This window comes from Arthrobacter oryzae, from assembly GCF_003634095.1.
Taxonomy (GTDB): domain Bacteria; phylum Actinomycetota; class Actinomycetes; order Actinomycetales; family Micrococcaceae; genus Arthrobacter; species Arthrobacter oryzae.
The window spans coordinates 426,593-452,116 of sequence record NZ_RBIR01000002.1 but is presented as its reverse complement, the minus strand read 5'-3'; the positions used below and the strand labels follow the sequence as shown (position 1 = coordinate 452,116).

At 69.0% G+C, this 25,524-nt stretch carries 25 protein-coding genes; 11 read left to right on the top strand and 14 right to left on the bottom strand.

Going from position 1 to position 25,524, the window contains the following annotated elements; all coding sequences use genetic code 11:
- Positions 1 to 140: 140 nt before the first annotated feature.
- Positions 141 to 1,316: an ROK family protein gene (locus C8D78_RS06425; RefSeq protein WP_120951251.1), complete on the bottom strand. Its 1,176-nt coding sequence runs from the start codon at positions 1,314 to 1,316 to the stop codon at positions 141 to 143.
- A gap of 105 nt (positions 1,317 to 1,421) precedes the next feature.
- Here C8D78_RS06425 and C8D78_RS06420 point away from each other — a divergent pair, with 105 nt between their 5' ends.
- From C8D78_RS06420 to C8D78_RS06400, 5 genes are all read left to right on the top strand, one after another.
- On the top strand, positions 1,422 to 3,128 hold the full coding sequence (locus tag C8D78_RS06420; RefSeq protein ID WP_120951249.1) for a glycoside hydrolase family 13 protein: 1,707 nt from the start codon (positions 1,422 to 1,424) through the stop codon (positions 3,126 to 3,128).
- Between the two features lie 41 nt (positions 3,129 to 3,169).
- A complete protein-coding gene (locus tag C8D78_RS06415; protein WP_167467875.1) occupies positions 3,170 to 4,120 on the top strand; it encodes an aldo/keto reductase in 951 nt (316 codons plus the stop codon).
- Between the two features lie 163 nt (positions 4,121 to 4,283).
- A complete protein-coding gene (locus C8D78_RS06410) occupies positions 4,284 to 5,150 on the top strand; it encodes an HpcH/HpaI aldolase/citrate lyase family protein (RefSeq protein WP_120951245.1) in 867 nt (288 codons plus the stop codon).
- A gap of 25 nt (positions 5,151 to 5,175) precedes the next feature.
- On the top strand, positions 5,176 to 6,111 hold the full coding sequence (locus C8D78_RS06405) for a DUF2797 domain-containing protein (protein WP_167467863.1): 936 nt from the start codon (positions 5,176 to 5,178) through the stop codon (positions 6,109 to 6,111).
- Between the two features lie 123 nt (positions 6,112 to 6,234).
- On the top strand, positions 6,235 to 6,459 hold the full coding sequence (locus C8D78_RS06400; RefSeq protein WP_120951243.1) for a DUF3188 domain-containing protein: 225 nt from the start codon (positions 6,235 to 6,237) through the stop codon (positions 6,457 to 6,459).
- On the opposite strand, the gene C8D78_RS06395 is transcribed toward C8D78_RS06400, so the two are convergent.
- Both C8D78_RS06395 and C8D78_RS06390 read right to left on the bottom strand, forming a co-directional pair.
- Positions 6,449 to 8,077, bottom strand: a complete 1,629-nt coding sequence (locus C8D78_RS06395) for a SulP family inorganic anion transporter (RefSeq protein WP_167467874.1) — start codon at positions 8,075 to 8,077, stop codon at positions 6,449 to 6,451. The genes C8D78_RS06400 and C8D78_RS06395 overlap by 11 nt on opposite strands.
- Positions 8,078 to 8,142: 65 nt before the next feature.
- Positions 8,143 to 8,628 (bottom strand): ArsR/SmtB family transcription factor, encoded by a 486-nt coding sequence (locus C8D78_RS06390; protein WP_341867110.1) that lies wholly within the window; start codon positions 8,626 to 8,628, stop codon positions 8,143 to 8,145.
- A 198-nt stretch (positions 8,629 to 8,826) separates the two neighbouring features.
- Here C8D78_RS06390 and C8D78_RS06385 point away from each other — a divergent pair, with 198 nt between their 5' ends.
- The 4 genes from C8D78_RS06385 to C8D78_RS06370 are packed head-to-tail and all read left to right on the top strand — an operon-like array spanning position 8,827 to position 12,208.
- Positions 8,827 to 9,324: an FAS1-like dehydratase domain-containing protein gene (locus tag C8D78_RS06385; RefSeq protein ID WP_120951238.1), complete on the top strand. Its 498-nt coding sequence runs from the start codon at positions 8,827 to 8,829 to the stop codon at positions 9,322 to 9,324.
- Between the two features lie 2 nt (positions 9,325 to 9,326).
- Complete coding sequence (locus C8D78_RS06380; protein WP_120951236.1) at positions 9,327 to 9,764, top strand: MaoC family dehydratase; 438 nt, start codon at positions 9,327 to 9,329, stop codon at positions 9,762 to 9,764.
- Between the two features lie 16 nt (positions 9,765 to 9,780).
- Positions 9,781 to 11,082, top strand: a complete 1,302-nt coding sequence (locus C8D78_RS06375; RefSeq protein ID WP_120951234.1) for an MFS transporter — start codon at positions 9,781 to 9,783, stop codon at positions 11,080 to 11,082.
- 58 nt (positions 11,083 to 11,140) lie between these two features.
- Positions 11,141 to 12,208, top strand: a complete 1,068-nt coding sequence (locus tag C8D78_RS06370) for a UDP-N-acetylmuramate dehydrogenase (RefSeq protein ID WP_120951232.1) — start codon at positions 11,141 to 11,143, stop codon at positions 12,206 to 12,208.
- 76 nt (positions 12,209 to 12,284) lie between these two features.
- On the opposite strand, the gene C8D78_RS06365 is transcribed toward C8D78_RS06370, so the two are convergent.
- A complete protein-coding gene (locus C8D78_RS06365; RefSeq protein WP_244208275.1) occupies positions 12,285 to 12,803 on the bottom strand; it encodes a hypothetical protein in 519 nt (172 codons plus the stop codon).
- Between the two features lie 134 nt (positions 12,804 to 12,937).
- On the opposite strand from C8D78_RS06365, the gene C8D78_RS06360 reads away from it, so the two are divergent.
- Positions 12,938 to 14,071, top strand: a complete 1,134-nt coding sequence (locus C8D78_RS06360) for a winged helix DNA-binding domain-containing protein (protein ID WP_120951228.1) — start codon at positions 12,938 to 12,940, stop codon at positions 14,069 to 14,071.
- Here the strand turns inward: C8D78_RS06360 and asd are convergent.
- From asd to C8D78_RS06310, 10 genes are all read right to left on the bottom strand, one after another.
- Positions 14,068 to 15,210: an aspartate-semialdehyde dehydrogenase gene (gene asd, locus C8D78_RS06355; protein ID WP_120951226.1), complete on the bottom strand. Its 1,143-nt coding sequence runs from the start codon at positions 15,208 to 15,210 to the stop codon at positions 14,068 to 14,070. The two genes, C8D78_RS06360 and asd, sit on opposite strands and share 4 nt — an antisense overlap.
- Before the next feature lie 117 nt (positions 15,211 to 15,327).
- Positions 15,328 to 15,546: an NF038396 family protein gene (locus tag C8D78_RS06350; protein WP_120951224.1), complete on the bottom strand. Its 219-nt coding sequence runs from the start codon at positions 15,544 to 15,546 to the stop codon at positions 15,328 to 15,330.
- Positions 15,546 to 16,139 (bottom strand): dihydrofolate reductase, encoded by a 594-nt coding sequence (locus C8D78_RS06345; RefSeq protein WP_120951222.1) that lies wholly within the window; start codon positions 16,137 to 16,139, stop codon positions 15,546 to 15,548. Before C8D78_RS06345 ends, C8D78_RS06350 begins: the two co-directional genes overlap by 1 nt.
- On the bottom strand, positions 16,136 to 16,939 hold the full coding sequence (locus C8D78_RS06340; RefSeq protein ID WP_120951220.1) for a thymidylate synthase: 804 nt from the start codon (positions 16,937 to 16,939) through the stop codon (positions 16,136 to 16,138). The genes C8D78_RS06345 and C8D78_RS06340 overlap by 4 nt, the downstream gene beginning before the upstream one ends.
- 33 nt (positions 16,940 to 16,972) lie before the next feature.
- On the bottom strand, positions 16,973 to 17,380 hold the full coding sequence (locus C8D78_RS06335; protein WP_120951218.1) for a GntR family transcriptional regulator: 408 nt from the start codon (positions 17,378 to 17,380) through the stop codon (positions 16,973 to 16,975).
- Positions 17,377 to 19,023 carry a hypothetical protein gene (locus tag C8D78_RS06330; protein ID WP_244208274.1) on the bottom strand — a complete coding sequence of 549 codons (1,647 nt, stop codon included), beginning with the start codon at positions 19,021 to 19,023 and terminating at the stop codon, positions 17,377 to 17,379. The genes C8D78_RS06335 and C8D78_RS06330 overlap by 4 nt, the downstream gene beginning before the upstream one ends.
- Positions 19,024 to 19,101: 78 nt before the next feature.
- On the bottom strand, positions 19,102 to 20,079 hold the full coding sequence (locus C8D78_RS06325; protein WP_120951216.1) for an NUDIX hydrolase: 978 nt from the start codon (positions 20,077 to 20,079) through the stop codon (positions 19,102 to 19,104).
- 11 nt (positions 20,080 to 20,090) lie between these two features.
- The gene (locus C8D78_RS06320) at positions 20,091 to 22,355 is read right to left on the bottom strand and encodes an RNA degradosome polyphosphate kinase (RefSeq protein WP_244208273.1); all 2,265 of its coding nucleotides are present in this window, start codon (positions 22,353 to 22,355) and stop codon (positions 20,091 to 20,093) included.
- A gap of 154 nt (positions 22,356 to 22,509) precedes the next feature.
- On the bottom strand, positions 22,510 to 23,481 hold the full coding sequence (gene mshD / locus C8D78_RS06315) for a mycothiol synthase (RefSeq protein WP_120951214.1): 972 nt from the start codon (positions 23,479 to 23,481) through the stop codon (positions 22,510 to 22,512).
- A gap of 285 nt (positions 23,482 to 23,766) precedes the next feature.
- A complete protein-coding gene (locus tag C8D78_RS06310) occupies positions 23,767 to 24,465 on the bottom strand; it encodes a winged helix-turn-helix transcriptional regulator (RefSeq protein WP_091251927.1) in 699 nt (232 codons plus the stop codon).
- A 244-nt stretch (positions 24,466 to 24,709) separates the two neighbouring features.
- On the opposite strand from C8D78_RS06310, the gene C8D78_RS06305 reads away from it, so the two are divergent.
- A complete protein-coding gene (locus C8D78_RS06305) occupies positions 24,710 to 25,444 on the top strand; it encodes a permease (RefSeq protein WP_120951212.1) in 735 nt (244 codons plus the stop codon).
- Positions 25,445 to 25,524: the final 80 nt, after the last annotated feature.

Genomic DNA, 25,524 nt, shown 5'->3' with positions numbered 1-25,524 from the left:
GAACGGCCGCGGGAGACCGAAGAATGACGTCAGTCTACGGATGGCGGGCCGGAACAACGGGAATTCTGCGCCAAACCTGCGACTCGCGTATCCAATCGTTGTCGAATCTTGAGAAACGGCCGGCGGTGCACGGCAGGTGCTCAGCCGGCCGGTGCCAGATCCAGCGCGTTCGCCTCGACGTAATCCAGCGCGTGCCGGACCGCGCCGACCGTGACGATCGCGTCGCCCAGCGGCGAGACCGTCACCCTCGGGGGTGTGGCCGTGAAACGAGGAAGCGCGGCGGTGATGCCGGGCAGCAGGGCGCCTGCGGACTCGGCGACGGCGCCGCCGATCACCACCTGCTCGGGATTGATCAGGCTCGCGATCGAAGCGATGACGCGTGCCATCCGCTCCGACATCCGGTCCAGGATGGCCAGCGCCGCCGTGTCGCCTGCCGCCGCGTCCTCGAAAACGCGCGGCGCGCTGGCGGGACCGCCTGCGGAAGGTCCGCCGTCGGCCGCGGACCACCGCCTCGCGAGGGCGGCGATTCCGTCGCTGGAGCCAACGCCCTCCACCATGTCCAGAAATCCCATCTCGCCTGCGGCCCCGCCCCTGCCATGGAGCAGCCGCCCGGATTCCATCACCCCGGCACCCAGGCGTTCGCCCGCCAGGAGCACCACCAGATCGTCTACGCCCGCGCCGGAGCCCCGCCAGCGCTCGCCGAGCGCGGCCAGGTTGGCGTCGTTCTCCAGGAGCACTGTCCAGCCGTGCAGGTCCTTCAGCGCGGAGCGGAGCCCGACGTCGAACAGGCTCCAGAACCGCTGGGTCACGAGCACGTTCCCGTCCCGGTCCACGGGCGCGGCGATTCCGGCCCCGACGGCCAGCACCCTGCCCGGGCCTGTTCCCGCGGCCTCCAGCGCCTGGCGGCAGACCAGGTCGATGACGCTGATCCGCTCCTGCGCCGGGATGTCCTCTGCGCGGAAGCTCTCGCTGGACCGGCCGATGACCGTGCCGCGGAGATCGGCCACGGCGGCGGTGGTGGTTGCGGCGCCGATGTCGAGGCCCAGCACCACGCCGGCCTCCCGGTTGAAGGCAAACCGCCGGGCCGGGCGGCCCTTCCGCGGGTTGTCCGGGTCTGTCCGGGGCTGGTCCACTTCCACGATCCAGCCGCGGCTGATCAGGTCCTCGCAAACGGCGATCACGGAGGCGCGGGTCAGGCCGGTCAGGGCCATCAGCTCGGATCCGGTGGCGACGTCCACGCCGCGGATGTGGCGCAGCACGGCCTGGGCGTTGACGCGGCGCAGCAGCTGCGGCGTGGCGGCGGCTGCGTGCGGCATCACTTCTTGACCTCTTCTGTTCCCGGACCCATAATTGTTCAGGCAATATATTTAGCTTGTATCTAAAATAACAGAAGCTCATTCCCGGCCCCGAAGGATCATCCCTTGTCCAACACCGCCACGCTGGCAACCCTGTCCGGTTCCGACCTCGCCGCCGACCCCAACTGGTGGCGCCAGGCCTCGGTATACCAGATCTACCCGCGGAGCTTCTCCGATTCCAACGGTGACGGCCTGGGCGATATCAAGGGCATCACCGCCAAGGTCCCGTACCTGAAGGAACTCGGGATCGACGCCGTCTGGCTGTCCCCCTTCTACCCCTCGGCGCTGGCCGACGGCGGCTACGACGTCGACGATTACCGCGACGTGGACCCCAAGCTCGGCACCCTGGCCGACTTCGATGAGATGTCCGCCGCCCTGCACGCCGCCGGCATCAAGCTGATCGCGGACATCGTCCCCAACCACTCCTCGAACCGGCACGAATGGTTCCGCGAGGCCCTGGCGTCCCCGAAGGGCTCGGCGGCCCGCGAGCGCTACATCTTCCGCGACGGCCAGGGCGAAAACGGCGAGATCCCGCCGTCGGACTGGGAGTCGGTGTTCGGCGGCCCCGCCTGGGAGCGCATCACCGAGCCCGACGGCACGCCCGGCCAGTGGTACATGCACATTTTCGCCAAGGAACAGCCGGACCTGAACTGGGCCAACCGCGAAATCCGCGAGGACTTCCTCAAGACACTGCGCTTCTGGTCAGACCGCGGCGTGGACGGCTTCCGCGTCGACGTCGCCCACGCCCTGACCAAGGACCTCACCGAGCCGCTCATCTCCAAGGTGGAGCTGAGCGCGGCCAACACCGGCACCGACGGTTTCCCGGACGGCTCGCACCCGTTCTGGGACCGGGACGAAGTCCACGAGATCTACGCCGAATGGCGTGAGGTCTTCAACGAGTACCACCCGCCGCGCACCGCCGTCGCCGAAGCCTGGGTGCACGAGAGCCGGCGCGCCCGCTACGCCAGCCCGCAGGGCCTCGGCCAGGCATTCAACTTCGACCTCCTGCAGGCCGACTTCGACGCCGGAGAGTTCCGCGAAATCATCACCCGGAATCTCGCCGACGCCACGGAATCCGGCGCCTCCTCCACGTGGGTCTTCTCCAACCACGACGTCGTCCGCCACGCCACCCGCTACGGGCTGCCGAAGGGCGGCGGCAAGCACGCCCAGGGCCAGGACGGCAAGGGCTGGCTGCTGGCCGGCGCACCGCCCGAGGAGCTCGACGTCGAACTCGGCCTGCGCCGGGCCCGAGCCGCCACCCTCCTGATGCTGGCCCTGCCGGGATCCGCCTACCTGTACCAGGGCGAGGAGCTGGGCCTGCAGGAAGTCGCGGAGATCCCCGACACCGAGCGCCAGGACCCCACCTTCTTCCGGAACAAGGGTGTGGAGATCGGCCGCGACGGCTGCCGCGTGCCGCTGCCTTGGTCCCCGGAGGGCGACTCGTTCGGTTTCGGCGCCGGCGGCGCGCACCTGCCGCAGCCGGCCTGGTTCAGCCGCTACGCCGTTGCCGCGGAAGACGGTGTGGAAGGGTCCACCCTGGAGCTCTACCGGCAGGCCTTGAAGCTGCGCCGCGAACTCCAGACCTCGGAGGAACTCCAGTGGCTGGAGTCCGGCGCCGCCGACGTGCTGCACTTCAGCCGCCCGGGCGGCTGGCAGACGGTGACCAACTTCGGCGATACACCCGTTGAACTGCCCCTTGGCGAGGTGCTGGTCAGCAGCGGCCCGCTCGACGGCGGCCTGCTGCCGGCCAACACCACCGTCTGGCTGCGGTGAGCCCCGCACCGGCCGCGGCGTCCGGCACGTCCGCCGCGGGAGTGGCGCTGGGCCAGGAGCTCATCTATGGCTGCATGGGCCTGGGCGGCAGCTGGTCCGCGCAGCCGTACTCGTCCGCGGATGTGGACGAGGCGGCTGCCGCCGTCGAAGCGGCACTGGACGCCGGGATAACGCTCTTTGACCACGCGGACATTTACCGCAACGGCAAGGCCGAGGCCGTCTTCGGCGAGGTCCTGGCCCGCACCCCCGGGCTGCGGGAAAAGATCCGTCTGCAGACCAAGTGCGGCATCCGGCTGGGCGAACAGGGCCTGGAGGCGTATTACGACCTGAGCCGGGACGGCATCCTGGAACGGGTGAACGAAAGCCTGGCCCGGCTCCGGACGGACTATGTGGACGTGCTCATGCTGCACCGGCCCGATCCCCTGATGGACCCGGCGGAGGTGGCGTCCGCCGTCGGGGAGCTCATGGCCGAGGGCAAGGTGCGGGCGATCGGCGTGTCCAACATGTCGGGGCCGCAGATCGAGATGCTGCAGGACCGCCTCGAGGCGCCCGTCGTGGCCAACCAGCTCGAAATGAGCCTGCTGAAGCGGGCCTGGCTCGAAAGCACCGTGCTGGTCAACCATGCCGAGGGCACGGACTACAGCTTCCCGCACGGAACCGTTGAGCATTGTGTCCGGCATGGCATCGGGCTGCAGGCCTACGGCTCGCTGGCCCGCGGGCTGTACACCGGGGCGCCGGCCGCCGAGCCGTCGCCGGCGGAGGAGGCCACCAGCGCCCTCGTGGCCGCCCTGGCCGCAGAGAAGGGAACCACGGGGGAGGCGATCGTGCTGGGCTGGCTCATGAAGCACCCGGCAGGGATCGCGCCCGTGATCGGCACCGCCAAGCCCGGCCGGATCCGCGCCTGCGCCGGTGCCGCCGAGGCCGCCGCCGGCCTGACCCGCGCCGAGTGGTACGGCCTTTGGGTGACGGCGCGGGGCAGCAACATCCCCTAGCCTCCCCTTTGTTCCCGACCGGCTGGCAGGGATGCCGTTTGAGCGCTGAAAAACGGCTCCTGCTGCCAGCCGGTTGGGCGCGGATGTGATTTTGGTCGTAATGGTCGCCCCGGAGGGCCGGATCGCTTAGCCGCAAAGGCCCCCGGGCGGCTAGCGTAGATGCATGACCTCTACCACCACCACCGCCGAATCCCTACGGCCCCAGCGCAACATCCCGGCCGACATCGCCCGCTCCTGGCTGCTGGTCAACGCGATGAAGCCCGAACTCTTTGACCAGTCCGCCGTCTCCCGGGCCGATGCGATCATCCTCGACATCGAAGACGCAGTGGACCCGTCGCAGAAGGACACCGCCCGCGCCAACGTCGTGAACTGGCTGACCGCCGGCGGCAGCGCGTGGGTTCGGATCAACGACGCCACCAGCCCGTTCTGGGCCGATGACCTCGCCGGGCTGCGCGGCACCCCCGGCCTGCTGGGCATCATGCTGGCCAAGACAGAATCGGCCGACCAAGTCACGGAGAGCTTCCACCGGATGGACGGCAAGACGCCGGTGATTGCGCTGGTGGAATCCGCCGTCGGCATCGAGGAAGCCAACAACATCGCCAAAGCCCAGGGCGCCTTCCGCCTGGCCTTCGGCTCCGGCGATTTCCGCCGCGACACCGGCATGGCGGCCACCCCGGAGGCCATGGCCTACCCGCGCGCCAAGCTGGTAGTGGCCAGCCGCGTCGGCAACCTGCCCGGCCCCATCGACGGCCCCACGGTCGGCACGAACCACCCGATCCTGCGCGAACAGACCGGCATCACCGTGATGATGGGGATGACCGGAAAGCTCTGCCTGGCGATCGACCAGACCCCGGTCATCAACGAGGTCATCAGCCCCACCCCGTCCGACGTCGCCTGGGCCACGGACTTCATGGCCGACTTCGAAGCCAGCGGCCGCGTCATCCGGGACGGCTCCGACCTGCCGCGCCTGGGCCGGGCCGAGAAGATCATGAAGCTCGCGGTAGCCTTTGGGGTGCAGCCGGCCCTGTAGCGGCCCCACCACTTGAGGAGACCCCGTGCCCGATGCCCGTTATCTGGTTCACGGGGTCTTTTGGGAGGGTCAGGCGTCGGTTCCCGTGCTGCGGCTCCAGGACAGCGACGGCGTGTTCACCGACCTGACGCTCGACGCCGGAACCCGGCTCGGCTTCCGGATCGCCGCGGAGGGGAAGTCCTGCCTCGGGCGCCACGTGGTGCACGGACCGGCGGCCCGGGACCACGTCCTGTGCCCGGAGCAGGCGCCGGCCGTGAAGAGCAGCCAGTGCGAACGGTGCTTTGTGCTGGACGACTCCCGGCTCATCCACGACTTCCACCGCGGCGGCCGGGTTCCGCCCGGCCTGCGCGCCTACCTCATGCAGCCGCACTGGCTCTATGTCGCCACCTTCGCCGGCGGTGCCAGCAAGGTGGGAACCGCATCCCACCTGCGCAAATGGAACCGGCTGGCCGAGCAGGGCGCCGTCGTCGCCCGCTACGTCGCCCGTGCCGACGACGGCCGGCTGGTTCGGATCCTTGAGGACATGATCACCCGCGACGCCGGGCTGCCGCAGCAGGTCCGGTCCGCCGCCAAGGCCGCGGCACTGGTGAGCCCGGCAGCCGCCGTCGAACTCGATGCCCTGAACGGACGGCTGGCCGGGGAGGCCCGGACACTTCTGTCCAGGGTCCCGGCGGGCGGCTTCGGAATCGTCGACGAACCATGGCAACGGCCCGGCCTGTCGGAGCGCGCCTGCCTGCTGGACGGCGTCCGCGGGAGGGCCGCCCGGCACCCGTATCCGCACGGGTTCGACTCGGGGGACCACGGCTTCGAGATCGCCTCCCTCAGCGGCAGCATCGCGGTCGCGGCGCTGGACAGCAGCGAACTGGAATTCGTGGTGAACCTGGGGCAGCTCAAGGCCCGGGTGATCGAACTCGGGAATCACAGCTCCGACGTTCCGGCCGTGCAGGAAGCATTCTTCTGACGCGGGAATTGCCTCGCGACGCGCGAAATGCCCGACGCGCCCGTATGCCGGTGTCGCCAGATAAATGGCGCCTCCCGGGGCCCGCCCCGCCGCCCGCGTCGTGCGCCCCGGTAGACTGGCACGGTGCTGAATGAATTCTGGGCCACCGCGTCAACCACCTACAAGGTGCTCGTCTTCGGCGCCATGGGCCTGATCGCCGTAGGCATCGTCCTGAACGTGGTGGGCAACAGCACCGGCAACCAGGCCCTCGCCGTGGCCTCGCTCCCGGTCATCGGGCTGGGCCTGATCCTGCACCTGGCCGGGGTCGTCGTCCGCGGCCAGTCGGTCCGTAAGAACCTCAAGCGCTAGCGGCCGCGTTCCGCACCACATGGCTCCGGGCATGCTCGACGGCGTCCGCGAGGGACGTGAACAGGTGCTTGTGATGGCGCAGTGAGCGGATGACGCCCACATTGGTCACGAGCGCCAGATGCTGCGGCTGGACCCCCTTGAGCAGCACCGTCACGCCGCGCAGCTCGAGCGCGGAGATCACCTCGACCAGCATGTGGGCACCGGTAGCATCCAGCATCCGCAGCTGGGACAGCCGGATGATGGCCACCTGGACGTCCTTGACTTGGCTCATCTCCTGCAGGACCCGCTCCGCGGCGCCGAAGAACATGGCCCCGTCCAGCCGGAAAATGGCGATGTGCTCGTCCCCCGGAACCGAGGGCCCCGGCAACGCCTCGCGCCGGACCCCGCTCAGGGACGCGAACGTCCGCAACGTGAAGACCGCTGCCGCGGCGAGTCCGATCTGGATGGCCACAATGAGGTCGAAGGCGACCGTGATGAGGGCGGTGGTCACGAACACCGCGGCGTCGGCCCGGGTCGACCTGAGGATCGCCGTCACCGTGTACCGCGAGACCATGCGGGTGGCCGTGACCATGAGGATGCCGGCCAGCGCCGCCAGGGGGATCCTGCCGACCAGCCCAGCCGCCAGATAGATGATGGCCAGCAGCACCAGGGCGTGCACCACGGCGGCCAGCCGCGTCTTGGCCCCGGAGCGGACGTTCACGGCGGTTCGGGCGATCGCGCCGGTGGCCGGCATGCCTCCGAAGAAGCCAGCAGCGATCGACGCCAGCCCCTGGCCCGTGAGCTCCCGGTCGGGGCTGTACGCGCCGGACGGACGGCCGTCCGGACCCACCATGCCCGAGGCCACCCGGGCCGAGAGCAGGGATTCGATGGCGGCGAGAGTGGCGACGGAGACGGCAGGCATGAGCAGGCCGCCCAGTGCGGCGGGGTCCACGGACGGCATGGAGGGCGCCGGCAGGGAGTGCGGGAGTGCGCCGATCCGGGGTATGTCCAGGGCCAGCGCCTCTGTCACGACGGTGGCGAGCAACACCGCGATCAGGCTCGCGGGCAGGGACTTGTTGAACCTGGGGAGCACATACATCACGGCCGCGACTCCCGCCACCACGGCGAGCGTCTGCAGCACCGTCGGCACCGTGGCCTGTGCAGCGCTCTCGACGGCGGCCACCAGGGTGTTGTGGCCCGGCGTCCCCGCCGTGCCCGTGGCCAGGGGCACCTGCTGGAGGAAGATAATGGCGGCAATGCCGAGGGTGAATCCCTCCACAACAGGCCAGGGGATGAACGCGACGGCCCGGCCGAGCCCGCTGGCTCCCAGGACCACGACCAGCAGCCCGGCCAGTACCGAGACCAGGGCAATGCTGCCGACGCCGTGGGCCGCGACCACCGGGGCCAGGACCACCACCATGGCGCCGGTCGGACCGGAGACCTGGACAGGGGACCCGCCCATGACGGCGGCGACCAGCCCGGCCACCACCGCGGTGATCAGTCCTGCCTCAGCCCCCACCCCGGAACTGACCCCGAAGGCCAGCGCCAGGGGGAGCGCCACGATGCCCACCGTGATGCCGGCGAACAGGTCGGTCTTCCAGGCGGAGCGCAGGAGCTCGTAATCGCGGCGCGAGGGCACAAACCGGGCGAAGCGGCCCCGGCCCCTGGTGGCTGCCCCGGCCGGGCCTGACGCGCGGGTGGAGGTCACGGCGCTGCGCTGCCGCGTTGACCTGCGCCGCCCAGCTGACCTGCGCCGTCCAGTTGACCTGGGACGTCCAGCTGATCTGCGCCGCCCGGACCGGCCACGGCGGCTGGGTTTGCTGCGCTCTCGAGGTGTCCGCCAGGCAGTCCCCGCGCGATCCGCAGCTGTTCGCTGGAGCCGGCCAGGGTGTCCAGCAGGAAGACGCGGGCAATCGCGAGCAGTTCAGAGATCTTGGGGTGGGCCAGCCGGTAGGTCACCACGTTTGCCGACCTGACGGACGTCACCACCCCGTGCCGGCGCAGCGTGGCCAGGTGCTGGGACAGGTGCGAGGCCTCCAGCCCGGTCTCCGCCAGCAGGTAGCTGACCGGGGCGGCAGTGTCCGGTGCAGCTGCCAAAAGCTCAAGGATCCGGATGCGGGCCGGATGGGCGAGGGCCTTGAACAGATTGGCCTTGATCTCATACAACGGGGTTTGCGCGGGGGAGATCATCGGCGGCCGACGGGCTGGGCGGGAACGAAACTCATGGCAGGAAGGCGCTTTCCCGCAAGGCGGCGCGGCGGGGCGCCGGCAATGCGCGGGTTGATGGAATGATGTTTTCATCATATCCTGCCGGTCAAGAGCCGCCGCAGCCCGGCCCGTACCTGTCATGAACCGAGGCTGCAGCAGCCGTGCCGATAGGCTGGAACCATGACTATCAATCCGGATCTGCAGGGGCGCAGCTACCCTGCCGCAGAGGTGTATGACGTCGGCCGCGAGAAGATCCGCGAGTTCGCGCGCGCGGTCAAGGCCACCCACCCCGCCCACTTCGACGTCGCCGCCGCCCAGGCGCTGGGGCACAACGACCTCGTGGCGCCCCCGACCTTTGCCATCATCGTGGCGCAGCGCGCCGATGCCCAGCTGATTGAGGATCCGGAATCCGGAATCGATTTCTCCCGGGTGGTCCACGCGGACCAGCGGTTCACCCACCACCGCCCGATCGTCGCCGGCGACCGGCTGGTCGCCGAGCTGCACGTCGACGGCGTGCGCGCGATGGGCGGCGGAGCCATGATCACCACGCGCTCGGAGATCTTCGCGCTTGCCCCCGACCTTGCCCCTGACGCTGGCGCTGACGCTGATGCCGCGGGCGTCCGCGAGCCGGTCGCCACCGCCACCTCGTCCATCCTGGTCCGCGGAGAGGGACAGTAGCCATGAGCATCAATTTCGCAGAACTCACCGTCGGCCAGGACATCGGCAGCCGCAGCATCGCCGTCACCCGCACCGACCTCGTCAAGTACGCCGGCGCATCCGGTGACTTCAACCCGATCCACTGGAACGAGGCCTTCGCCACGGGCGTCGGGCTGCCGGGCGTGATCGCCCACGGCATGTTCACCATGGGCGCCGTCGTCCAGCTCGTGACTGACTGGGCCGGCGACCCCGCCGCCGTCCTCGACTTCCAGACGCGCTTCACCAAGCCGGTTCCGGTCGCCGACACCACGGGAACGCCGGAGGCCGGTGCAGTGATCGAAGTGAGCGGCGCCATCGGAGCGCTCGACGCCGCTGCCGGCACCGCCCGCGTCGACCTCACGGTCGTTTCGGCCGGCCAGAAGGTCCTCGTCAAGGCCCAGGCCGTCGTCAGGCTGGCGTGACCATGACGCTGCCTCGATGACGAAGGACACCTTCGTCCCGGCCGCGGAGATCACACACTGGCGGAACGCCGTGGTGGTGGCCTACGCGGCCAGCGGCATCGCGTTTTCCACATGGGTGTCCAGGCTGCCGGCCATCCGCGACGGCCTGCACCTGACACCGGGCACGGTCGGGCTGCTCCTGCTCTGCCTGACCGCCGGGTCCTTCCTGTCCGTGTCCGCCTCGGGCCTGATTGTTCTCCGGCTCGGCTCCAAGCGCACCATCCGGATCGGCAGCATCATGGTCGGCGTCGGGCTGACCCTCGCGGGCTTCGGGACGTCCGTGCTCGCCAATCCGGTGGTGGTCGCCACGGGACTGACCATCATCGGGCTGGGGACCGCCAGTTGGAACACCGCATCCAATGTCGAAGGCGCCGCGGTGGAACGCGCGGTCCGGCGGCACATCATGCCCCGGCTGCACGGCTCCTTCAGCCTGGGAACAGTTGCGGGGGCCGGCCTGGGCGCGTGGGCTGCCGGCGCCGGAATTCCGGTCTTCTGGCACCTCGCCGCCGCCGGCCTGCTGGTGGCGGCCTCGGTGACCACCGCCGCGGCATGGTTCCGCGCCGACGTCACGCCGGTGCAGGCGGAACGCCAGTTCACTGCGTCCGGGACGGATACCTTCGAGGATCCGTCCACCGGGCCCATTCCCATCGTCAGGCAGACCGATGCCGTCCCCGAGCAGCCGCTGGACAGCAAACGGCAGATCGCCCAGGCCTGGCGGGACCGCCGCACCCTGCTCCTTGGCGTCCTGGTGCTGGGCCTGGCCCTGGCCGAAGGGGCGGCGGGGGACTGGGTGGCCCTGGCCCTGGCCGACGGCCACGGCCAGTCGGACGCCGCCGGAGCCGCCGGATACGGCCTGTTCGTGACGTTCATGACGATCGGCCGTTTCGCCGGCACCTTGGTCCTGGACCGCTTCGGCCGCGTCCCGGTGATGCGCTGGTGCGCCGCACTGGCGGTGCTGGGCCTGGGGTTGTTCGTGTTTGCCCCGCAGCCGTGGCTGGCCTACGTCGCGCTGGCCATCTGGGGACTCGGCGCCTCGCTAGGCTTCCCCGTGGGCATGTCCGCCGCCGCCGACGATCCCGTCAAGGCCGCCGCGCGGGTGTCCGTGGTGTCCACGATCGGCTACGGCGCGTTCCTGTGCGGGCCGCCGCTGCTGGGCCTGCTGGCCGAGCACGTCGGCATTCTGCACTCGCTGCTGGCCGTCATGGTGATGCTGGCTGTCAGCTTCCTGCTCTCGCCGGTGACGCGCAAGCTCGCCGAGCCCGCCCGGCTGGCTCGCTAAGGGCATGGACAGCTAGTACCGGCTTAGGCCACCGGATGATCCCGGCTAGGCTGGTCAGGTGACCCAGATCCAGCTCTCCACCCTGACCACCGCCGCCGTCGGCGGCCCCGCCGGCAGCTACAGCGAGGCCCGCAGCGAGGCCGAGATCATCGACGCCGTCCGGGCGGCCGACGACGCCGGCCGGCCGCTGCTGATCATCGGCGGCGGCTCCAACTTGCTGGTCTCCGACGACGGGTTCCCCGGCGCGGTCCTGAAGATCGCGTCGCAAGGCTTCACGGTCAACGCCGAGGACTCCTGCGGCGGCGTGTCAGTGGTGGTGCAGGCCGGCCACAACTGGGACGCCTTCGTTGAGCACGCGGTAAAGCACGCGTGGTCCGGCGTCGAGGCGCTCTCCGGGATCCCCGGCGCCACGGGGGCCACTCCCGTGCAGAACGTCGGCGCCTACGGGGCCGACGTGTCACAGACGATTGCCGCAGTACGCACCTGGGACCGGGAACGCAGTGCGGTGAAAACCTTCACCAATTCCGAACTCAAGTTCGGCTACCGTGACTCGGTCCTGAAACGGACCACCGTCAACGGCTCGCCGCGCTATGTGGTGCTCACCGTGGAATTCCAGCTCCCGCTCGGCCGGATGAGCGCACCGGTCCGCTACGCCGAACTCGCCCGGGCGCTCGGCGTCGAGCAGGGGCAACGGGCCTACGCCAACGACGTCCGGCGCGAAGTGCTGCGGCTCCGGGCGTCCAAGGGCATGGTCTGGGACGCCGGCGACCGGGACACCTACTCCACGGGGTCCTTTTTCACGAACCCGATCGTCACCGGCGAGGTCGCGGCGCGGCTGCCGGAGGAGGCCCCGCGGTACCCCGGAGGCGGGGACGGGCTGACCAAGCTCTCGGCGGCCTGGCTGATCGACCAGGCCGGGTTCGGCAAGGGCTTCGGTCTGGACCCGGACAGCGTCTCCGGCGGCCGGGCGTCGCTTTCGACCAAGCACACGCTCGCCATCACCAACCGCGGCGGGGCGACCACCGCGGACATGCTGGCCGTGGCGCGCGAGGTGCGCGACGGCGTCGTGGAGCGCTTCGGGATTGAGCTTCACCCGGAACCGCTGCTGATCGGCGTGGAGCTCTAGGCAAGCCGGCCACGGCCGGCCCCACGCTCACGCGGCGGCCTCGACGGGCTTCTTGGCGTCCTGCCTACCGGTCTGCTTACCGGTCTGGCTGCCAGTCTGGGCGGCGGCGTGCGGCCTTGCTGAAGAGCATGAAGGTGAAGCCGGAGGCCGCTGCGCCGAGCAGGAAGACCTGGCAGAACGCCACGGACTGAACGCTGGGCCCACTCGGCAGGACCAGCCCTGCACACGCAAATGCGACGGCACCGGCAAGCAGCGCCAGCGAGCCGAGCAGGAACGTCTGACCCCTGGCGGGGAACTCTCCGGAGTACTCGAGCCGGAGCTCCTGCCCGCGCGGGGCGACGGGGCCGGGGTTCACATCCTCCCGCGTCCGGGCCCGCGGCCGCATCGCGGCCGCGATGACGAAGCTGCCCACGGACACAGCCATGCACGTTCCGGCCACCAGCTGCAGCGTGCTCATCATGGGAGAAAGCCGGGTGCCGCTGGCAATAGCGACGGCGAGCCCGGCAGCCATGCCGGCGGCGCTGGAGGCCCAGCCCAGCAGGGCCAGCTTCCGGCACAGGGGCCGCAGCTGCGGCCACACCTCACTCATAGTCATGCATCAAGGGTAGAGAGGCCCGCTGTACGGCGGCTGGGAACAGTCAGGCAACAACCCGGGCAACTGCCGTGCCGGCCGCTAGCAGTTCGCGCAGGCGTCCCGCCCATGGCCGCCCGACCCGAGACCGGCTTACCATGGGGTCCGTGGCAACAGTGACGGACGCCCGGCTCAGCCCCGGAATCATCGGCCGGTTGCGGCTGGCCGCCCAGGGCCTGCTGGGACCCGGGTTTGGGTCCGTCGCGGACGCAGCCCGCGGCATGACGGCGATGCAGGCCCAGGACCTGCAGGCTGTGCTGTGGGCTGTCGGCCAGCGGGTGCCGGGCTCCCGGGTCGAAGACGTCCGCGGGGCATTGGACCGGGCGGAGATCGTCCGTTCCTGGCCCATGCGCGGCACCTTGCACGTGGTGGCGCCCGAGGACTTGAAATGGATGCTGGCCATTACCTCTGAACGGCTGATCCGCGGCCTGGCCGGGCGCCACCGGGAGCTCCGGATTAGTGCCGCGGATGCCGACTCGGCCGGGGTGGCCGCCTTGCGGCTGGTCTCCGCGGGTGCGGCCAGCCGGGCCGAGCTGTTCCAGGCGTTCGAACGGGCGGGCCAGTCCGCGGCCGGCCAGCGCGGCATCCACCTGCTGGGAATCCTGTGCCAGCGGGGATTGCTGGTGCAGGGTCCGCTGGCAGGCAACCAGCAGCTCGTGGTGGCGTTCGGCGACTGGATCAAGGAGTCGCGGGCCCTGGACCGCCCGGACGGCATTGCCGAGTGGCTGCTGCGCTACCTGTGCAGCCATGGGCCCGCCACGGTGCGTGATTTTTCCTGGTGGGCCGGCATTCCCCTCACGGAAGCCCGCGCGGCCCTCGACCGGGTCAAGGACCGTCTGGTGGAGCTGGAGTTCGGGGGTGCCAGCTACTGGCTCTCGCCGGCAACGGCCGCGCTGCTGGACGACGGCGTGCCGGGGCAGCGCACGGTCCTGGCGCTGCCGGGGTTCGATGAATTCCTGCTCGGCTACGCGGACCGGTCCCTCGTGCTGCCCCCGGCGCACGCAGACAAGATCGTCCCCGGCGGTAACGGGGTGTTCAAGAAAACCATTGTTGCGGGCGGCGCGGTGATTGGCACGTGGGCGGCGCAGTCGGGCGGCCGGGACGCCGGTGTCCTGCCCCAACCCTTCGATGCCGTTAACGGGCTGCGGCCTGCCGCTCAAAAGTCCTTTGAACTGCAGGCCGCGAAGTACCGCGGGTTCCTTGGTGACGGAAGGCGCCCTGTACGGCTCTAGAGGTTTCCGGTGGCGATGCGGAGCATGCGGCGCAGCGGCTCGGCGGCGCCCCACAACAACTGGTCGCCGACCGTGAACGCGCTGATGTACTCCGGGCCCATCTCCAGCTTGCGGATGCGGCCCACCGGAATGTCCAGGGTGCCGGACGCCGCCACGGGAGTGAGCTCGGCCATCGAGGCTTCCTTCGTGTTTGGCACCACGCGGGCCCATTGGTTGTCGGCGTCCACGAGCTTCTCGATCTCGGCCACCGAGAGGTCCTCGCGCAGCTTCAGGGTCAGGGCCTGCGAGTGCGAGCGCATCGCGCCGATCCGGACGCACAAGCCGTCCATGACGACGTGGTTCTCCGCCGAGGTGCCGAGGATCTTGTTCGTCTCGACGCCGGCCTTCCATTCCTCCTTGGACTGGCCGTTGCCGAGGTCGGCATCGATCCAGGGGATCAGGGAACCGGCCAGCGGGACGCCGAACTGCGTGGCGTCGACGCCGGAGCGCTGGTGCGCGAGGACCTTCCGGTCGATCTCCAGGATCGCCGATGCGGGGTCGGCCAGTTCGGCGCTCACCTCTGCGTTGAGGCTGCCGAACTGGTTCAGTAGTTCACGCATGTGGCGTGCCCCGCCGCCGGAAGCGGCCTGGTACGTCATGGACGTGCCCCACTCGACGAGGCCGTTCTTGAACAATCCGCCAAGCCCCATGAGCATGCAGGACACGGTGCAGTTGCCGCCGATGTAGTCCTTCACCCCGCCGGAGAGGCCGGCGTCGATGACGTCCCGGTTGATGGGGTCGAGCACGATGATGGAGTCATCGTTCATGCGCAGGGTCGATGCGGCGTCGATCCAGAGGCCGTCCCAGCCCCGGCTGCGCAGCTCGCCGTGAACCTGCTTGGTGTAGTCCCCGCCCTGGGCGGTGACAATGATGGGCAGCTTCGCCAGCGTCTCGACGTCGAACGCGTCCTCGAGCTTGCCGGCCGCGCCCGCCGCAGCACCGGCAATGGCCGGGGCGGCGCCGCCCGCGTTCGAGGTGGAGAAAAATACGGGGTTGATGGTGGCGAAGTCGCCCTCGTCCTGCATGCGCTGCATCAGGACGGAACCGACCATGCCGCGCCAACCGACCAGGCCGACGGACGGGGTAGCTGCTGTAGTCATGGGCCCAGTTTAGACTTCAGGGGCCGCCGGGCGCAGTCGGTTACGTCACGGAAGGAGGCGATGGGGTGATTTCCCCGTCGCCTCCTTCCAAGACCAGGGCGGTCCGTGCGGGCAGCGCTAGTTGCCGTGCGGCTCTTCCAGGAGCGCAGCTTTGCGCCGGCGCAGGGCAAAGACTGCCCCGAACGTGAAGACCTGCGTCACCACCACCAGCACGATCGCGCCTACGATCTTGTTCCCGCCCAGAATCATGGTCAGGCCCACGATGGCCGAGAGCAGCGCCAGCAGGGGCAGGAGCATGTACCCCAGGACAAAGAGTGTCTCGGGCTTCCTCAGCACTACTTGGCCTCCGTCCGGCGCCACAGCGTCATCCGGTAGCGGGTGCCGTTGGCCGAGGTCAGCCAGCCGTCGGCGGGAAGGCTGGCGGCGGCGGTCCAGTCGTAGCCGAGTTCGGGGGCGAAGGTATCCCCTTCGCTGGTGGTGTCGATAGTGGTCACGACCGCGACGTCGGCAAGGTCCACTGCCTGCGCGAAGATCTCGCCGCCGCCGATGATCCAAACCATTTCGTGGCCGGGGGCGAACTGGGACTCCAAGAGTGCATCGTCGAGGGTCTTGACCGCGGTGGCGCCCTCCGCGCCGGGCGTCCCGCCCCAAGCCTCCTGCCGGGAGATGACGATGTTTGTCCGGCCGGGCAGGGGACGATATTTGTCCGGGAAGGATTCCCAGGTCTTCCGTCCCATGATGACCGGATGGTCCTTGGTGAGGCCGCTGAAGTGCTTCATGTCCTCGGGAAGGTGCCACGGCATGGCGCCGTCCTTGCCGATGACGCCGGTGCTGGTCTGGGCCCAGACGAGGCCCAGGCCGGTGGTAGAGGCGCGGAGTTGCTCAGTGAAATCGCCGGGCTGCACGCCCGGGGTGTCTGCTTTGCTCATACGGCTATCGGGGCCTTAATCGTCGGGTGGTGCTGGTATCCGACCACGTCGAAGTCCTCGAGCGTGTAGTCGAAGATGGAATCCGGCTTGCGGGTGATTACCAGCTGCGGGTAGTCGTAGGGCTCGCGGGCGAGCTGCTTGAGGACCTGGTCCATGTGGTTGTCGTAAATGTGGACATCGCCGCCGGTCCAGACGAATTCGCCCGGTTCCAGTCCGGTCTGCTGCGCGATCATGCACGTCAGCAGGGCATAGGAGGCGATGTTGAACGGCACGCCCAGGAAGGTGTCCGCCGAACGCTGGTAAAGCTGGCAGGAGAGCTTGCCGTCTGCCACGTAGAACTGGAAGAACGCGTGGCAGGGAGGAAGTGCCATGTCCTTGAGCTCGGCGACGTTCCAGGCCGAGACAATGTGCCGGCGCGAGTCCGGGTTGGACTTGAGGTTCTCGATCAGTTCGGCGATCTGGTCGATGTGGCCGCCGTCAGGTGTGGGCCAGGAACGCCACTGGACGCCGTAAACGGGCCCCAGTTCGCCGTCGGCGTCTGCCCACTCGTCCCAGATTGTCACGCCCTGGTCCTGCATCCATTTGACGTTGGTATCGCCGCGCAGGAACCAGAGCAGCTCCACGGCCACGGATTTGAAGTGCACCCGTTTGGTGGTGATGAGCGGGAAGCTCTTGCTCAGGTCAAAGCGGAGCTGACGGCCAAAAACGCTAAGGGTGCCGGTTCCGGTCCGGTCCGATTTGTGCGTGCCGTGCTCGAGGACGTCACGCAGGAGGTCTTCATAGGGCGTAGGAATGCTCACGGTTCCAGTCTACTGAGAAGTCGCCGCCGGTCCTTATCCGTCTTGCTGGGTGAGCTTTGCCCGCAGGATTGCCAGCAGTGCGGTGTCGTCGAAACCGGCGCGCCTGCCCTCGGCAATGTATTGCTCGACGGCGGTGGTCACCGCCGCGGCGACGGCCCCCGGCCCCGGGGTGACTGACGGCGCGCCAATGACGGGACGGCGGCCCGCGACTACGGTCCCGTTCCGCCGCCGGGTCTCGACCAGACCGGCCCGTTCGAGTTCCTTATAGGCCCGCGCGACCGTTCCGGCGGCGAGGCCGAGATCGCCGGCGAGGCTCCGGACGGCCGGCAGCCGGGTCCCCGGTGCCAGCGCCCCGACGGTGATCAGCGAGGCGATCTGCTCCCGGATCTGCTCGAAGGGGGGAACAGGTGACTGGAGATTGACGGAGATCCCCGCGGTCACGCGGCGACTTCCTGCCGCGGCAGGGGAGCGGGGGGCCGCCGGACAGCAATGCCCACCGGGATGACCGCGATGACCGCGGCAGCGACGCCGAGAACCGTGCCGGCCGCGATCGCAGGCCCCCAGAAGGTCGCGGCCGGGTCGGTCCCCCCGAAAGCATCGCGGCCCAGCACCGCCGCCCAGGCGTTGCTCCGGGTGAGCAGCAGGACGGCGGCCTGGGCCGTGACGGTGGCCGTCAGGGTCCGCACCACCCGGTGGACGGTGATGGCGCGCAAGGCTGCGTCCAGACCGCCGGGCGCCCCGCGAACACCCCGGCGGAACCTGGCCGTGAGCAACGCGGGGAGGGAGGCGACGCATGTTCCGGCCGTGAACAGCCCTGCCGGAACCCAACCCGGGCCTTCGGCCAGCCGTGCCTGCCCCGCCGCCGTGACACCCAGGACGGCGACGAAGACCAGCAAGGCCAGGACAGCCGTGGTCAGCCTGGCGGGGCTCACCGGTTGCCGGGGCCAGCCGCGCGGCGCCTCGGAACTGCCATAGTTGCGCTGCAGCAGCAGCTCGCCGGCGGTGATGACGAACAGGACGGAAACGGCCGCGAGCGCGAGGAAGCCCGCAATGCCGGAGCCATCAGCGGCAATGAGGGCCTGGGACAGGAAGACGCCGGCCACGAGCGGCACGGTGGCCGCCAGCCCGAGCAGCGCCCCGAGGGAGGCGACCAGCCTGGCACCCGGGTGCTGGCGGCCGGTGGCCGCCACTGCTCCCCGGCGGTTCCGGCGGCCGGGTTCGGCGGACGCGAGCCGAGGGGGCCGCCACCACCACATGACCAGCAAGACCACGGTGCACGCCAGGCCGGCCGGATTCATCCACGCCGCCGGTCCCTGGGCTGGATCCGGGCGGGCAGCGAAGTTCCCCGCAATGGCTGTCAGTCCTGCGGCCACCGTCGAGACCGTGCGCAGCAGCCTGTTCATCGCGATGGTCCGCAGCACGGCGTTGTCGGCGGCGTCGAGGGATTCCAGTTGGCGGCGTCTTGCGATCAGCCGCAGCACCAGCCACGTCCCTGCGGCCAAAACCAGCAGGGCACTTCCGATCCAGCAAGCCACCTCGGATCCGGGAATGCGGCCGTCACCGCCGCCGACGTAGTGGCCGTCCGTGCCGTCGCTGACCGTGGCGGGAGCTACGGCCGGGAATCCCGGCAGAGTGGCAGTCCGGGTGATCGCCACAGCGGCCGTAACAAAGATGGCTGCGGTGGTCACCGCCAGCCGGCGGGGTAGGAAGTCGCCGATATGCCGGACCGAAAGCACGGCCTGCCGCCGCATTCGCCGCGGGCCCGGGTAACTGATCTGCCCGAGGGCGTGTACCGTCAGGCAGCCCAGGACCGGCCACGCCAAGGCCGGAGCGATCGTCTCGGCACTGACCAGGGCGCCGCCGGCCGATGGGCTGGCCGGGATAATGCCCAAAGTCGTCGCGCCCTGGAGAGAGCTCGCGAGCCAGCCGATCACGCCGACCCACAGCCCGTGCTCGGATACGGTCTGTGGCGACGTTCCGGTTCCGGGAGCCCAGATCACCCAGCGCAGCACGGCGTACACCACCAAGGCCGCGACGGCGGGGCCGAGCAACACCATCGGCGGAAGGTAGAACTGGAACGGCATGAAATCCCCCAAGATTCAGCAGCAATGTACCAAGTTATTGATACAAACTAGGGCTGCCGTCCCCGGTGGTCAAGGACTTCAGTCGTCGAAGGGCTTGAACCGCTCCACGGCAACGACCTTTTTCTTGCTGCCGTGTGCCACGTGGCACACGATGATCTCGCCCGGGGCCAGGAACGGGTCCGAGGACGGCAGCAGGTCCCGGAGCCGGGAGTTCATGTGTTTTGCCAGTTGCTTCAGGACGGTCGGCAGCGCCGGCCGGTGGGTGCACAGGGCCACGGCCCGCTGTTTGTCGAACAGTCCCTCAACGACGGCGGCCGTCTTTTGCGGGCTGCGGCCGTGCCGGTGCTCGGTGAGGGCCTCGTTGAGCTTCACCTTGGCTTCCGCCGCCTTGGCGTAGGGCGCAATGGTGGCCACGCACCGCAACCACGGGCTCGAGACGATCCGGGCCGGCTTCCATGCCTGCAGGAGCCGTCCCACCGACTGCGCCTGGCGCATGCCGGTGGCCGCCAGCGGCCGGTCGCCCTCGGCCTTGGTCCACGAAGAGCGGGGTTTGGCCTTCGCGTGCCGCACGATCAGCAGCGGCCACGTTGCGAGTTCCCCGCGGTCATGGGCGTTCACGAGGTGCTGCAGGGGCTCCATGTCGCTCGGGTTGCTGAGGAGGCGGGCTGCCTTCTCAGGCGGGCACCACATGATGCTGTCGACCTCCCTGCCGTCCGGCACCAAGACAGCGCCGTCGACGTCGACCGCCCAGTAGTGGACCACCTTCAGCCCGGCGGGCACGTGGTAGTGAATGGGCGGCAGGGGGATCCCCAGCGGAGCGGAGAGCCCGATCTCCTCCACCACTTCGCGGACGGCGCACTCCGGGATGGTCTCGCCGGGGTCAATCTTGCCTTTCGGCCAAGACCAGTCGTCATACCGCGGGCGGTGGATGAGCAGGACCTCGAGCTGGTCCTTGTCTACCGAATTGAGCCGCCAGGGGATGGCGCCAGCAGCCGTGACGGCAACTTCTTCGTCCGGACGATCCGTCTGGTCCGCAACCATTGCATCGCTGCTCACACTCACGGCCCCTACCGCAGGCTAGTCGTGCGTTGACGCGAGCGGGAAGCCAGCAGCCAGGACTGGACGTCGTCCAGGTTCCGGCCGTCTTCAGCGAGGTGGTGCCGGGTCCATTCGCCCTGCTTGTCCAGATGCCAGCTGGCGGTTTCGGGATCCATGTAGCGTTTGAGCAGATCCAGGACGTAGCTGGTGTCGTCGCCGCTCGAGAGCTGCACGAGGGCCTCCACCCGGCGGTCCAGGTTCCGGTGCATCATGTCGGCCGAACCGATGAAGACCACCGGGTCGCCGGCATTCGCGAAGGCAAAGACGCGCGAGTGCTCCAGGAAGCGGCCCAGCACCGAGCGGACGGTGATGTTCTCGCTCAGGCCGGGAACACCGGGCCGCAGGGAGCAGATGCCGCGGACAATCACATCCACCGGCACACCGGCCTGGGACGCGCGGTACAGGGAATCGATGATGGCCTCGTCCACCATCGAATTGACCTTGATCTGCACCCGGGCGGGGATGCCTGCCCGGGCGTTCTTGATTTCGGTTTCGATCCTGTCGATCAGCCCGGACCGGACCGAGCGCGGCGCCACGAGCAGCCTCTTGAACGTGGACTTCGGCGCGTAGCCGGACAGCTGGTTGAACAGCTTGGAGAGGTCCTCGCCCACCTGCTCGTTGGCCGTGAGCAGGCCCAAGTCTTCGTAGTAGCGGGCCGTGCGGGGATGGTAGTTGCCGGTGCCGATGTGGCAGTAGCGGCGCAGGCCGTCCACTTCCTGGCGGACGACGAGGGAGAGCTTGCAGTGGGTCTTGAGCCCCACAATGCCGTACACCACATGGACGCCGGCCTGCTCCAGTTTCCGGGCCCAGGAGATGTTGGCCTGCTCGTCGAAGCGGGCCTTGATCTCCACCAGGGCCAGGACCTGCTTGCCGGCCTCGGCGGCGTCAATCAGGGCATCGACAATCGGCGAGTCCCCGGAGGTGCGGTACAGGGTCTGCTTGATCGCCTGGACCTTCGGATCCGCGGCTGCCTGTTCCAGGAAGGCCTGGACGGACGTGGAGAAGGAGTCGTAGGGGTGGTGCAGGAGGATGTCCCGTCGCCGCATGGCGGCAAAGACGTTCGCCGCCTTCGAGGTCTCCGATTCGTTCAGGTACCGGGACGTGTGCGGGACGTGCTTGGGGTAGTGCAGGTCCGCCCGGTCGATTCCGGCAATAACGGACAGGCCGCGCAGGTCCAGCGGCGCCGGCACGGAGTACACCTCGGATTCCTCGACGCCGAGCTCGCGGATCAGCAGCGCCCGGATGTTCGGGTTGATGTCATTGGTGACCTCCAGCCGGACCGGAGGGCCGAACCGGCGGCGCAGGAGTTCCTTCTCCAGCGCCTGCAGGAGGTTCTCGGCGTCGTCCTCTTCGACCTCCACGTCCTCGTTGCGGGTCACGCGGAAGGTGTGGTGCTCCAGGACCTCCATGCCGGCGAACAGCTGGTCCAGGTGCACCGCGATGACTTCTTCGAGGGCGATGAACCGGGCCACGCGCCCGGGGACGGAGCCGGCGCGGGCGCCGTCGATGGAGATCAGGCGCGGGAGCTGGTCAGGGACCTTGACGCGGGCGAAGAGCTCTTTGTCGCTGACCGGGTTGCGGACCACCACGGCCAGGTTCAGGGACAGCCCGGAAATGTAGGGGAACGGGTGGGCCGGATCCACGGCGAGCGGGGTCAGGATGGGAAAGACTTTTTCCGCGAACATGGCGCTGAGCTGGTCTTTGGCCTGGGAGTCGAGTTCTTCCCAGTGCATGAGGTGGATGTGCTCGTACGCCAGCGCCGGCCGGATCTGCTCGGCATAGACCCGGGCATGGCGCTGCTGCAGCCGGTGGGCCTCGTCGCCGATCTGCTCCAAGACCTGCATGGGGCTCAGCCCTGCGGGGGAGGGGACGGCCAGGCCCGTGGCGATCCGCCGCTTCAGCCCGGCCACCCGGACCATGAAGAACTCGTCCAGGTTGGAGGCGAAGATGGACAGGAAGCTGACCCGCTCCAGCAGGTACAGGTTGGGGTCCTCGGCCAGTTCCAGGACTCGTTCATTGAAGGAAAGCCAGCTCAACTCGCGGTCCAGAAACCGGTCGGGGCTGATTTCGCCCTCAGGTTCCAGGTTCGGGGCGAACTCCGGAATGTCGATCCGGTCCTGCGTGGCACGTGAGGCCGGCACTTCCGAGGAGCCAAAGCGGGCACGCGCCGGGCGCGCCCGCTTTTCCGGCGTAGCGGGTTCAGACGTGGATGTCCGGGCAATTTCCCGTGGCATGATGTCTCCTCAATGCTGGCGCGATGTAGCTCCAACCTTACAAGCAATCACGGCCCGATGACCCGGATTTCGGCCCGGACGGCCCGGTGGTCCGCCGACTTGACCAACGCCTGTAACGCCGGGCCGCCGGCGCCCCGGCGTTAGTGCCCAGGGGTTAGTGCCCAGGGAGCGGCGCGTACATGACGTCGACGTCCCAGCGAGTGAAGCCGAGCCGGCGGTACAGCGAGACGGCGGGGACGTTGTCGGCGTCGACGTAGAGCATGACGGCGCGCAGCCCGAGGTCCCGCAGGTGCTTGATGCCGGCGATGGTCAGGGCCTTGCCCAGTCCGGAACCCTGTGCCTCCGGGGTTACGCCCACCACATAGACCTCCCCGATCGCGGGGTGCTCGCCGTGCCGCGGGTGCACCTTGGTCCAATGGAATCCCAGGAGCCGGTCCGCCGGGTCCACGGCCAGCAGGAAGCCCGCGGGGTCAAACCACGGCTCGGCCATCCGGGCCTCGAGATCGGCGCGGGACATGTTCCCCTGCTCCGGGTGGTGGGCGAAGGCGGCCTTGTTTGCGGCCAGCCAGGCGTCCTCGTCGCGGCCGGGAACGAACGCGCGCAGCTGCACGCCCTGGGGGAGTTCGACCTCCGGCAGTTCCGCCGTCGCGGTCATGAGCCGCATTTTCCACAGTTTGCGGACGGGGCCGTAGCCGTAGCGGGCCGCGAGTTCCGCGGCGGCCTCGTGGTTTCCGTGGGACCAGGCGTTCAGTCCGGCGAAGCCGCGAACGCTCCGCAGGTGGCCCACTAGGCGGTCGGCCACGCCCTGGTTGCGGTAGCTGGGGTGGACCGCGACCTCGAGAACGCCCGTGCCGTCGGGCTCCTCGATGACGACGGCGACGCCGGTCAGGTCCTGACCCGTCGCCGGATCTGACTTCTCCTCCACGGCGTAGACGGCAATGGCCAGCACCGAATGCTCGCCCGCGTCGGCCGCCCGCAGCGTTACGAGGGTCTGTTCGGACAGTGGAGGATTGCCGTCCGACTCTTCCGCGGCGGCGACGAGGGCTGCGACGTCCCGCAGCAGCGCGCCGTCCACGGGGCCTTTTACGGCGAGGACGGGCCAATTTTCCGGGTGTGCAGGGCTCATGGTGCAAGGCTAGCCGGTGCCGGGCCGACGGCGGCCGATTTTGTTCAACCCCGGACGGGACGTATAGTCGTTACGTCGTCTGGCGCTGAGCCGGATGCGAGGGGGATCCACCACTGGGGTGGCCTCGATACGTTCGACCCGTATGTCCTCCACTAAACGCACAAGGCTCCGGACTCTGGTTTCAGAGTCCGGGGCCTTTTGCGTACACGGCGGTATGCAGGCGGCGGGCGCGGCGGCATACAGACGGCCGGCGCGGCGTCGGGGTTCGGTGCGCAGGTGCGGCGCTCAGGCCTCGGTGAGTTCGTCCTCGGGCTGGCGGACCAGGGTCAGCCGGTAGCCGACGTTGCGGACAGTGCTGATCAGGTTTTCGTGGTCGGCGCCCAGTTTGGCCCGCAGCCGCCGGACGTGGACGTCCACGGTGCGGGTGCCGCCGTAGTAGTCGTAGCCCCAGACTTCCGTCAGCAACTGCTGGCGGGTGAATACCCGGCCGGGGTGCTGGGCCAGGTATTTCAGCAGTTCAAATTCCTTGAAGGTCAGGTTGAGTGCGGCGCCGTTGACCCGTGCGGTGTAGCTGGCCTCGTCGATTACGACGCCGGCGGCCCGGATTTCGGTCGGGGCGTCGTCCTGCTCGGGGACGGCGCGCGCCACGCCAAGACGGATCCGGGCTTCGACCTCTGCCGGGCCCGCTGATTCGAGGAGGATATCGTCCACCGCCCATGCCGAGGAGACGGCGGCCATGCCGCCTTCGGTGAGGATGAGCATCAAGGGGGCGCTGAGGCCGGTGGCCTTGAGCAGCTGGGTGAGGGAACGTGCGCCGACCAGATCCTTGCGGGCATCCAGCAGGACGATGTCGCAGGGGTCGGTCTCAAGCAGGGCCGTGGGCTCGGCCGGAAGAATATGCACCCGGTGGTTTAGCAATTCCAGAGCAGGCAGGACGTCCACGGATGTTCCGGTGCTGTTCGTCAATAGCAGGATGTGCGACATTGTTCCTCCAAGGGGTGTCCGCGCATCATTGGGCGTCTGTGGTGCTGATCTCGAGTATACCCAAACACCCCTTTCCGGCCATGGTCCCGTCACCTCCGGCCGGTCCCTTTGCGACACATAGGGTTCATATAAGGCAGGATTGAACCGTCAGGGCCCGCGGCCCTTCGAAAGTGAGCCGAATCGAATTGGGGTCCGCAGTGAGCGAAGGTACGACCACGACTGGTCTGCCGATGGCGAGTCAACGGTGAAGCCGTGGAGCGTCGGGATAATCGGCCTGGCCGGTCTCGCGGCCGTGGTGGCCGGTGCCTACTCCACGCCCGGGGTCCTGCTTGCCGTCGCAGTCCTTACCGCCATGGGGATCGGCATCGGCTGGCCCTATTTCCTCGGCATCCCCGCCAAGAAGACCCTCGCAGTCCTGATCGGCCTGCCGGGCGTCGGCTCGGCGGTGGCCGCCACCTACCTTCCCGCTCCCGGGTTCCTGAACTGGACGCCGTCGTTCATGGCCGTCGGGGTCATGGCCATCTTCATGATGCAACTGCTCCGGGGTACCGGCCAGGCCCAGCGGCTCGAATCCACCCTGGGCTCGTGCGCCGGGGTCCTGCTGTCCTGTCTCGGCGCCGGCTGGATTGCGAGTTCGCGCTTCAACGGTGTCCGGGAGATGCTGCTCGTGGCCGCCATCAGCGCGGCGATGGCCTTGTTGGCGGGACTGATCCGCTGGCCGGACCGCATCGTGGCCCCGCTGGGCATCGTCAGCGCCGGGCTCGCCGGGCCGCTGGCCGGGCTGGTGTTCTCCGACATTGCCGTCCTGCCTGCCGCCCTCGCCGGCGTCGTCGTGGGGGCGGTGCTGGTGAGTTTCCGCCGCCTCGTCATCCTCAGCGGGGAGAGCCTGAACGTTTGGGCGGCCGTGGGAATGGGGCTGGGGCCGGTTTCGGCGGTCGGTTCGCTGGCGTACTTCATAGACAAACTACTCATCTTCTAAGCGTTAGGATGGCATCATGTCCGTACTTGCATATGAGATCTTCTTCCTTGTCCTGCTCGGCGTGGCCGGCCTGTCCATGG

Bases quoted from the DNA above. Each gene is read 5' to 3' on its own strand.
- C8D78_RS06425 (WP_120951251.1), bottom strand. From the start codon at position 1,316: ATGCCGCACGCAGCCGCCGCCACGCCGCAGCTGCTGCGCCGCGTCAAC.
- C8D78_RS06410 (WP_120951245.1), top strand. From the start codon at position 4,284: ATGACCTCTACCACCACCACCGCCGAATCCCTACGGCCCCAGCGCAAC.
- C8D78_RS06390 (WP_341867110.1), bottom strand. From the start codon at position 8,628: ATGATCTCCCCCGCGCAAACCCCGTTGTATGAGATCAAGGCCAATCTG.
- C8D78_RS06385 (WP_120951238.1), top strand. From the start codon at position 8,827: ATGACTATCAATCCGGATCTGCAGGGGCGCAGCTACCCTGCCGCAGAG.
- C8D78_RS06380 (WP_120951236.1), top strand. From the start codon at position 9,327: ATGAGCATCAATTTCGCAGAACTCACCGTCGGCCAGGACATCGGCAGC.
- C8D78_RS06375 (WP_120951234.1), top strand. From the start codon at position 9,781: ATGACGAAGGACACCTTCGTCCCGGCCGCGGAGATCACACACTGGCGG.
- C8D78_RS06365 (WP_244208275.1), bottom strand. From the start codon at position 12,803: ATGACTATGAGTGAGGTGTGGCCGCAGCTGCGGCCCCTGTGCCGGAAG.
- C8D78_RS06360 (WP_120951228.1), top strand. From the start codon at position 12,938: ATGGGGTCCGTGGCAACAGTGACGGACGCCCGGCTCAGCCCCGGAATC.
- asd (WP_120951226.1), bottom strand. From the start codon at position 15,210: ATGACTACAGCAGCTACCCCGTCCGTCGGCCTGGTCGGTTGGCGCGGC.
- C8D78_RS06345 (WP_120951222.1), bottom strand. From the start codon at position 16,139: ATGAGCAAAGCAGACACCCCGGGCGTGCAGCCCGGCGATTTCACTGAG.
- C8D78_RS06330 (WP_244208274.1), bottom strand. From the start codon at position 19,023: ATGCCGTTCCAGTTCTACCTTCCGCCGATGGTGTTGCTCGGCCCCGCC.
- C8D78_RS06320 (WP_244208273.1), bottom strand. From the start codon at position 22,355: ATGCCACGGGAAATTGCCCGGACATCCACGTCTGAACCCGCTACGCCG.
- mshD (WP_120951214.1), bottom strand. From the start codon at position 23,481: ATGAGCCCTGCACACCCGGAAAATTGGCCCGTCCTCGCCGTAAAAGGC.
- C8D78_RS06310 (WP_091251927.1), bottom strand. From the start codon at position 24,465: ATGTCGCACATCCTGCTATTGACGAACAGCACCGGAACATCCGTGGAC.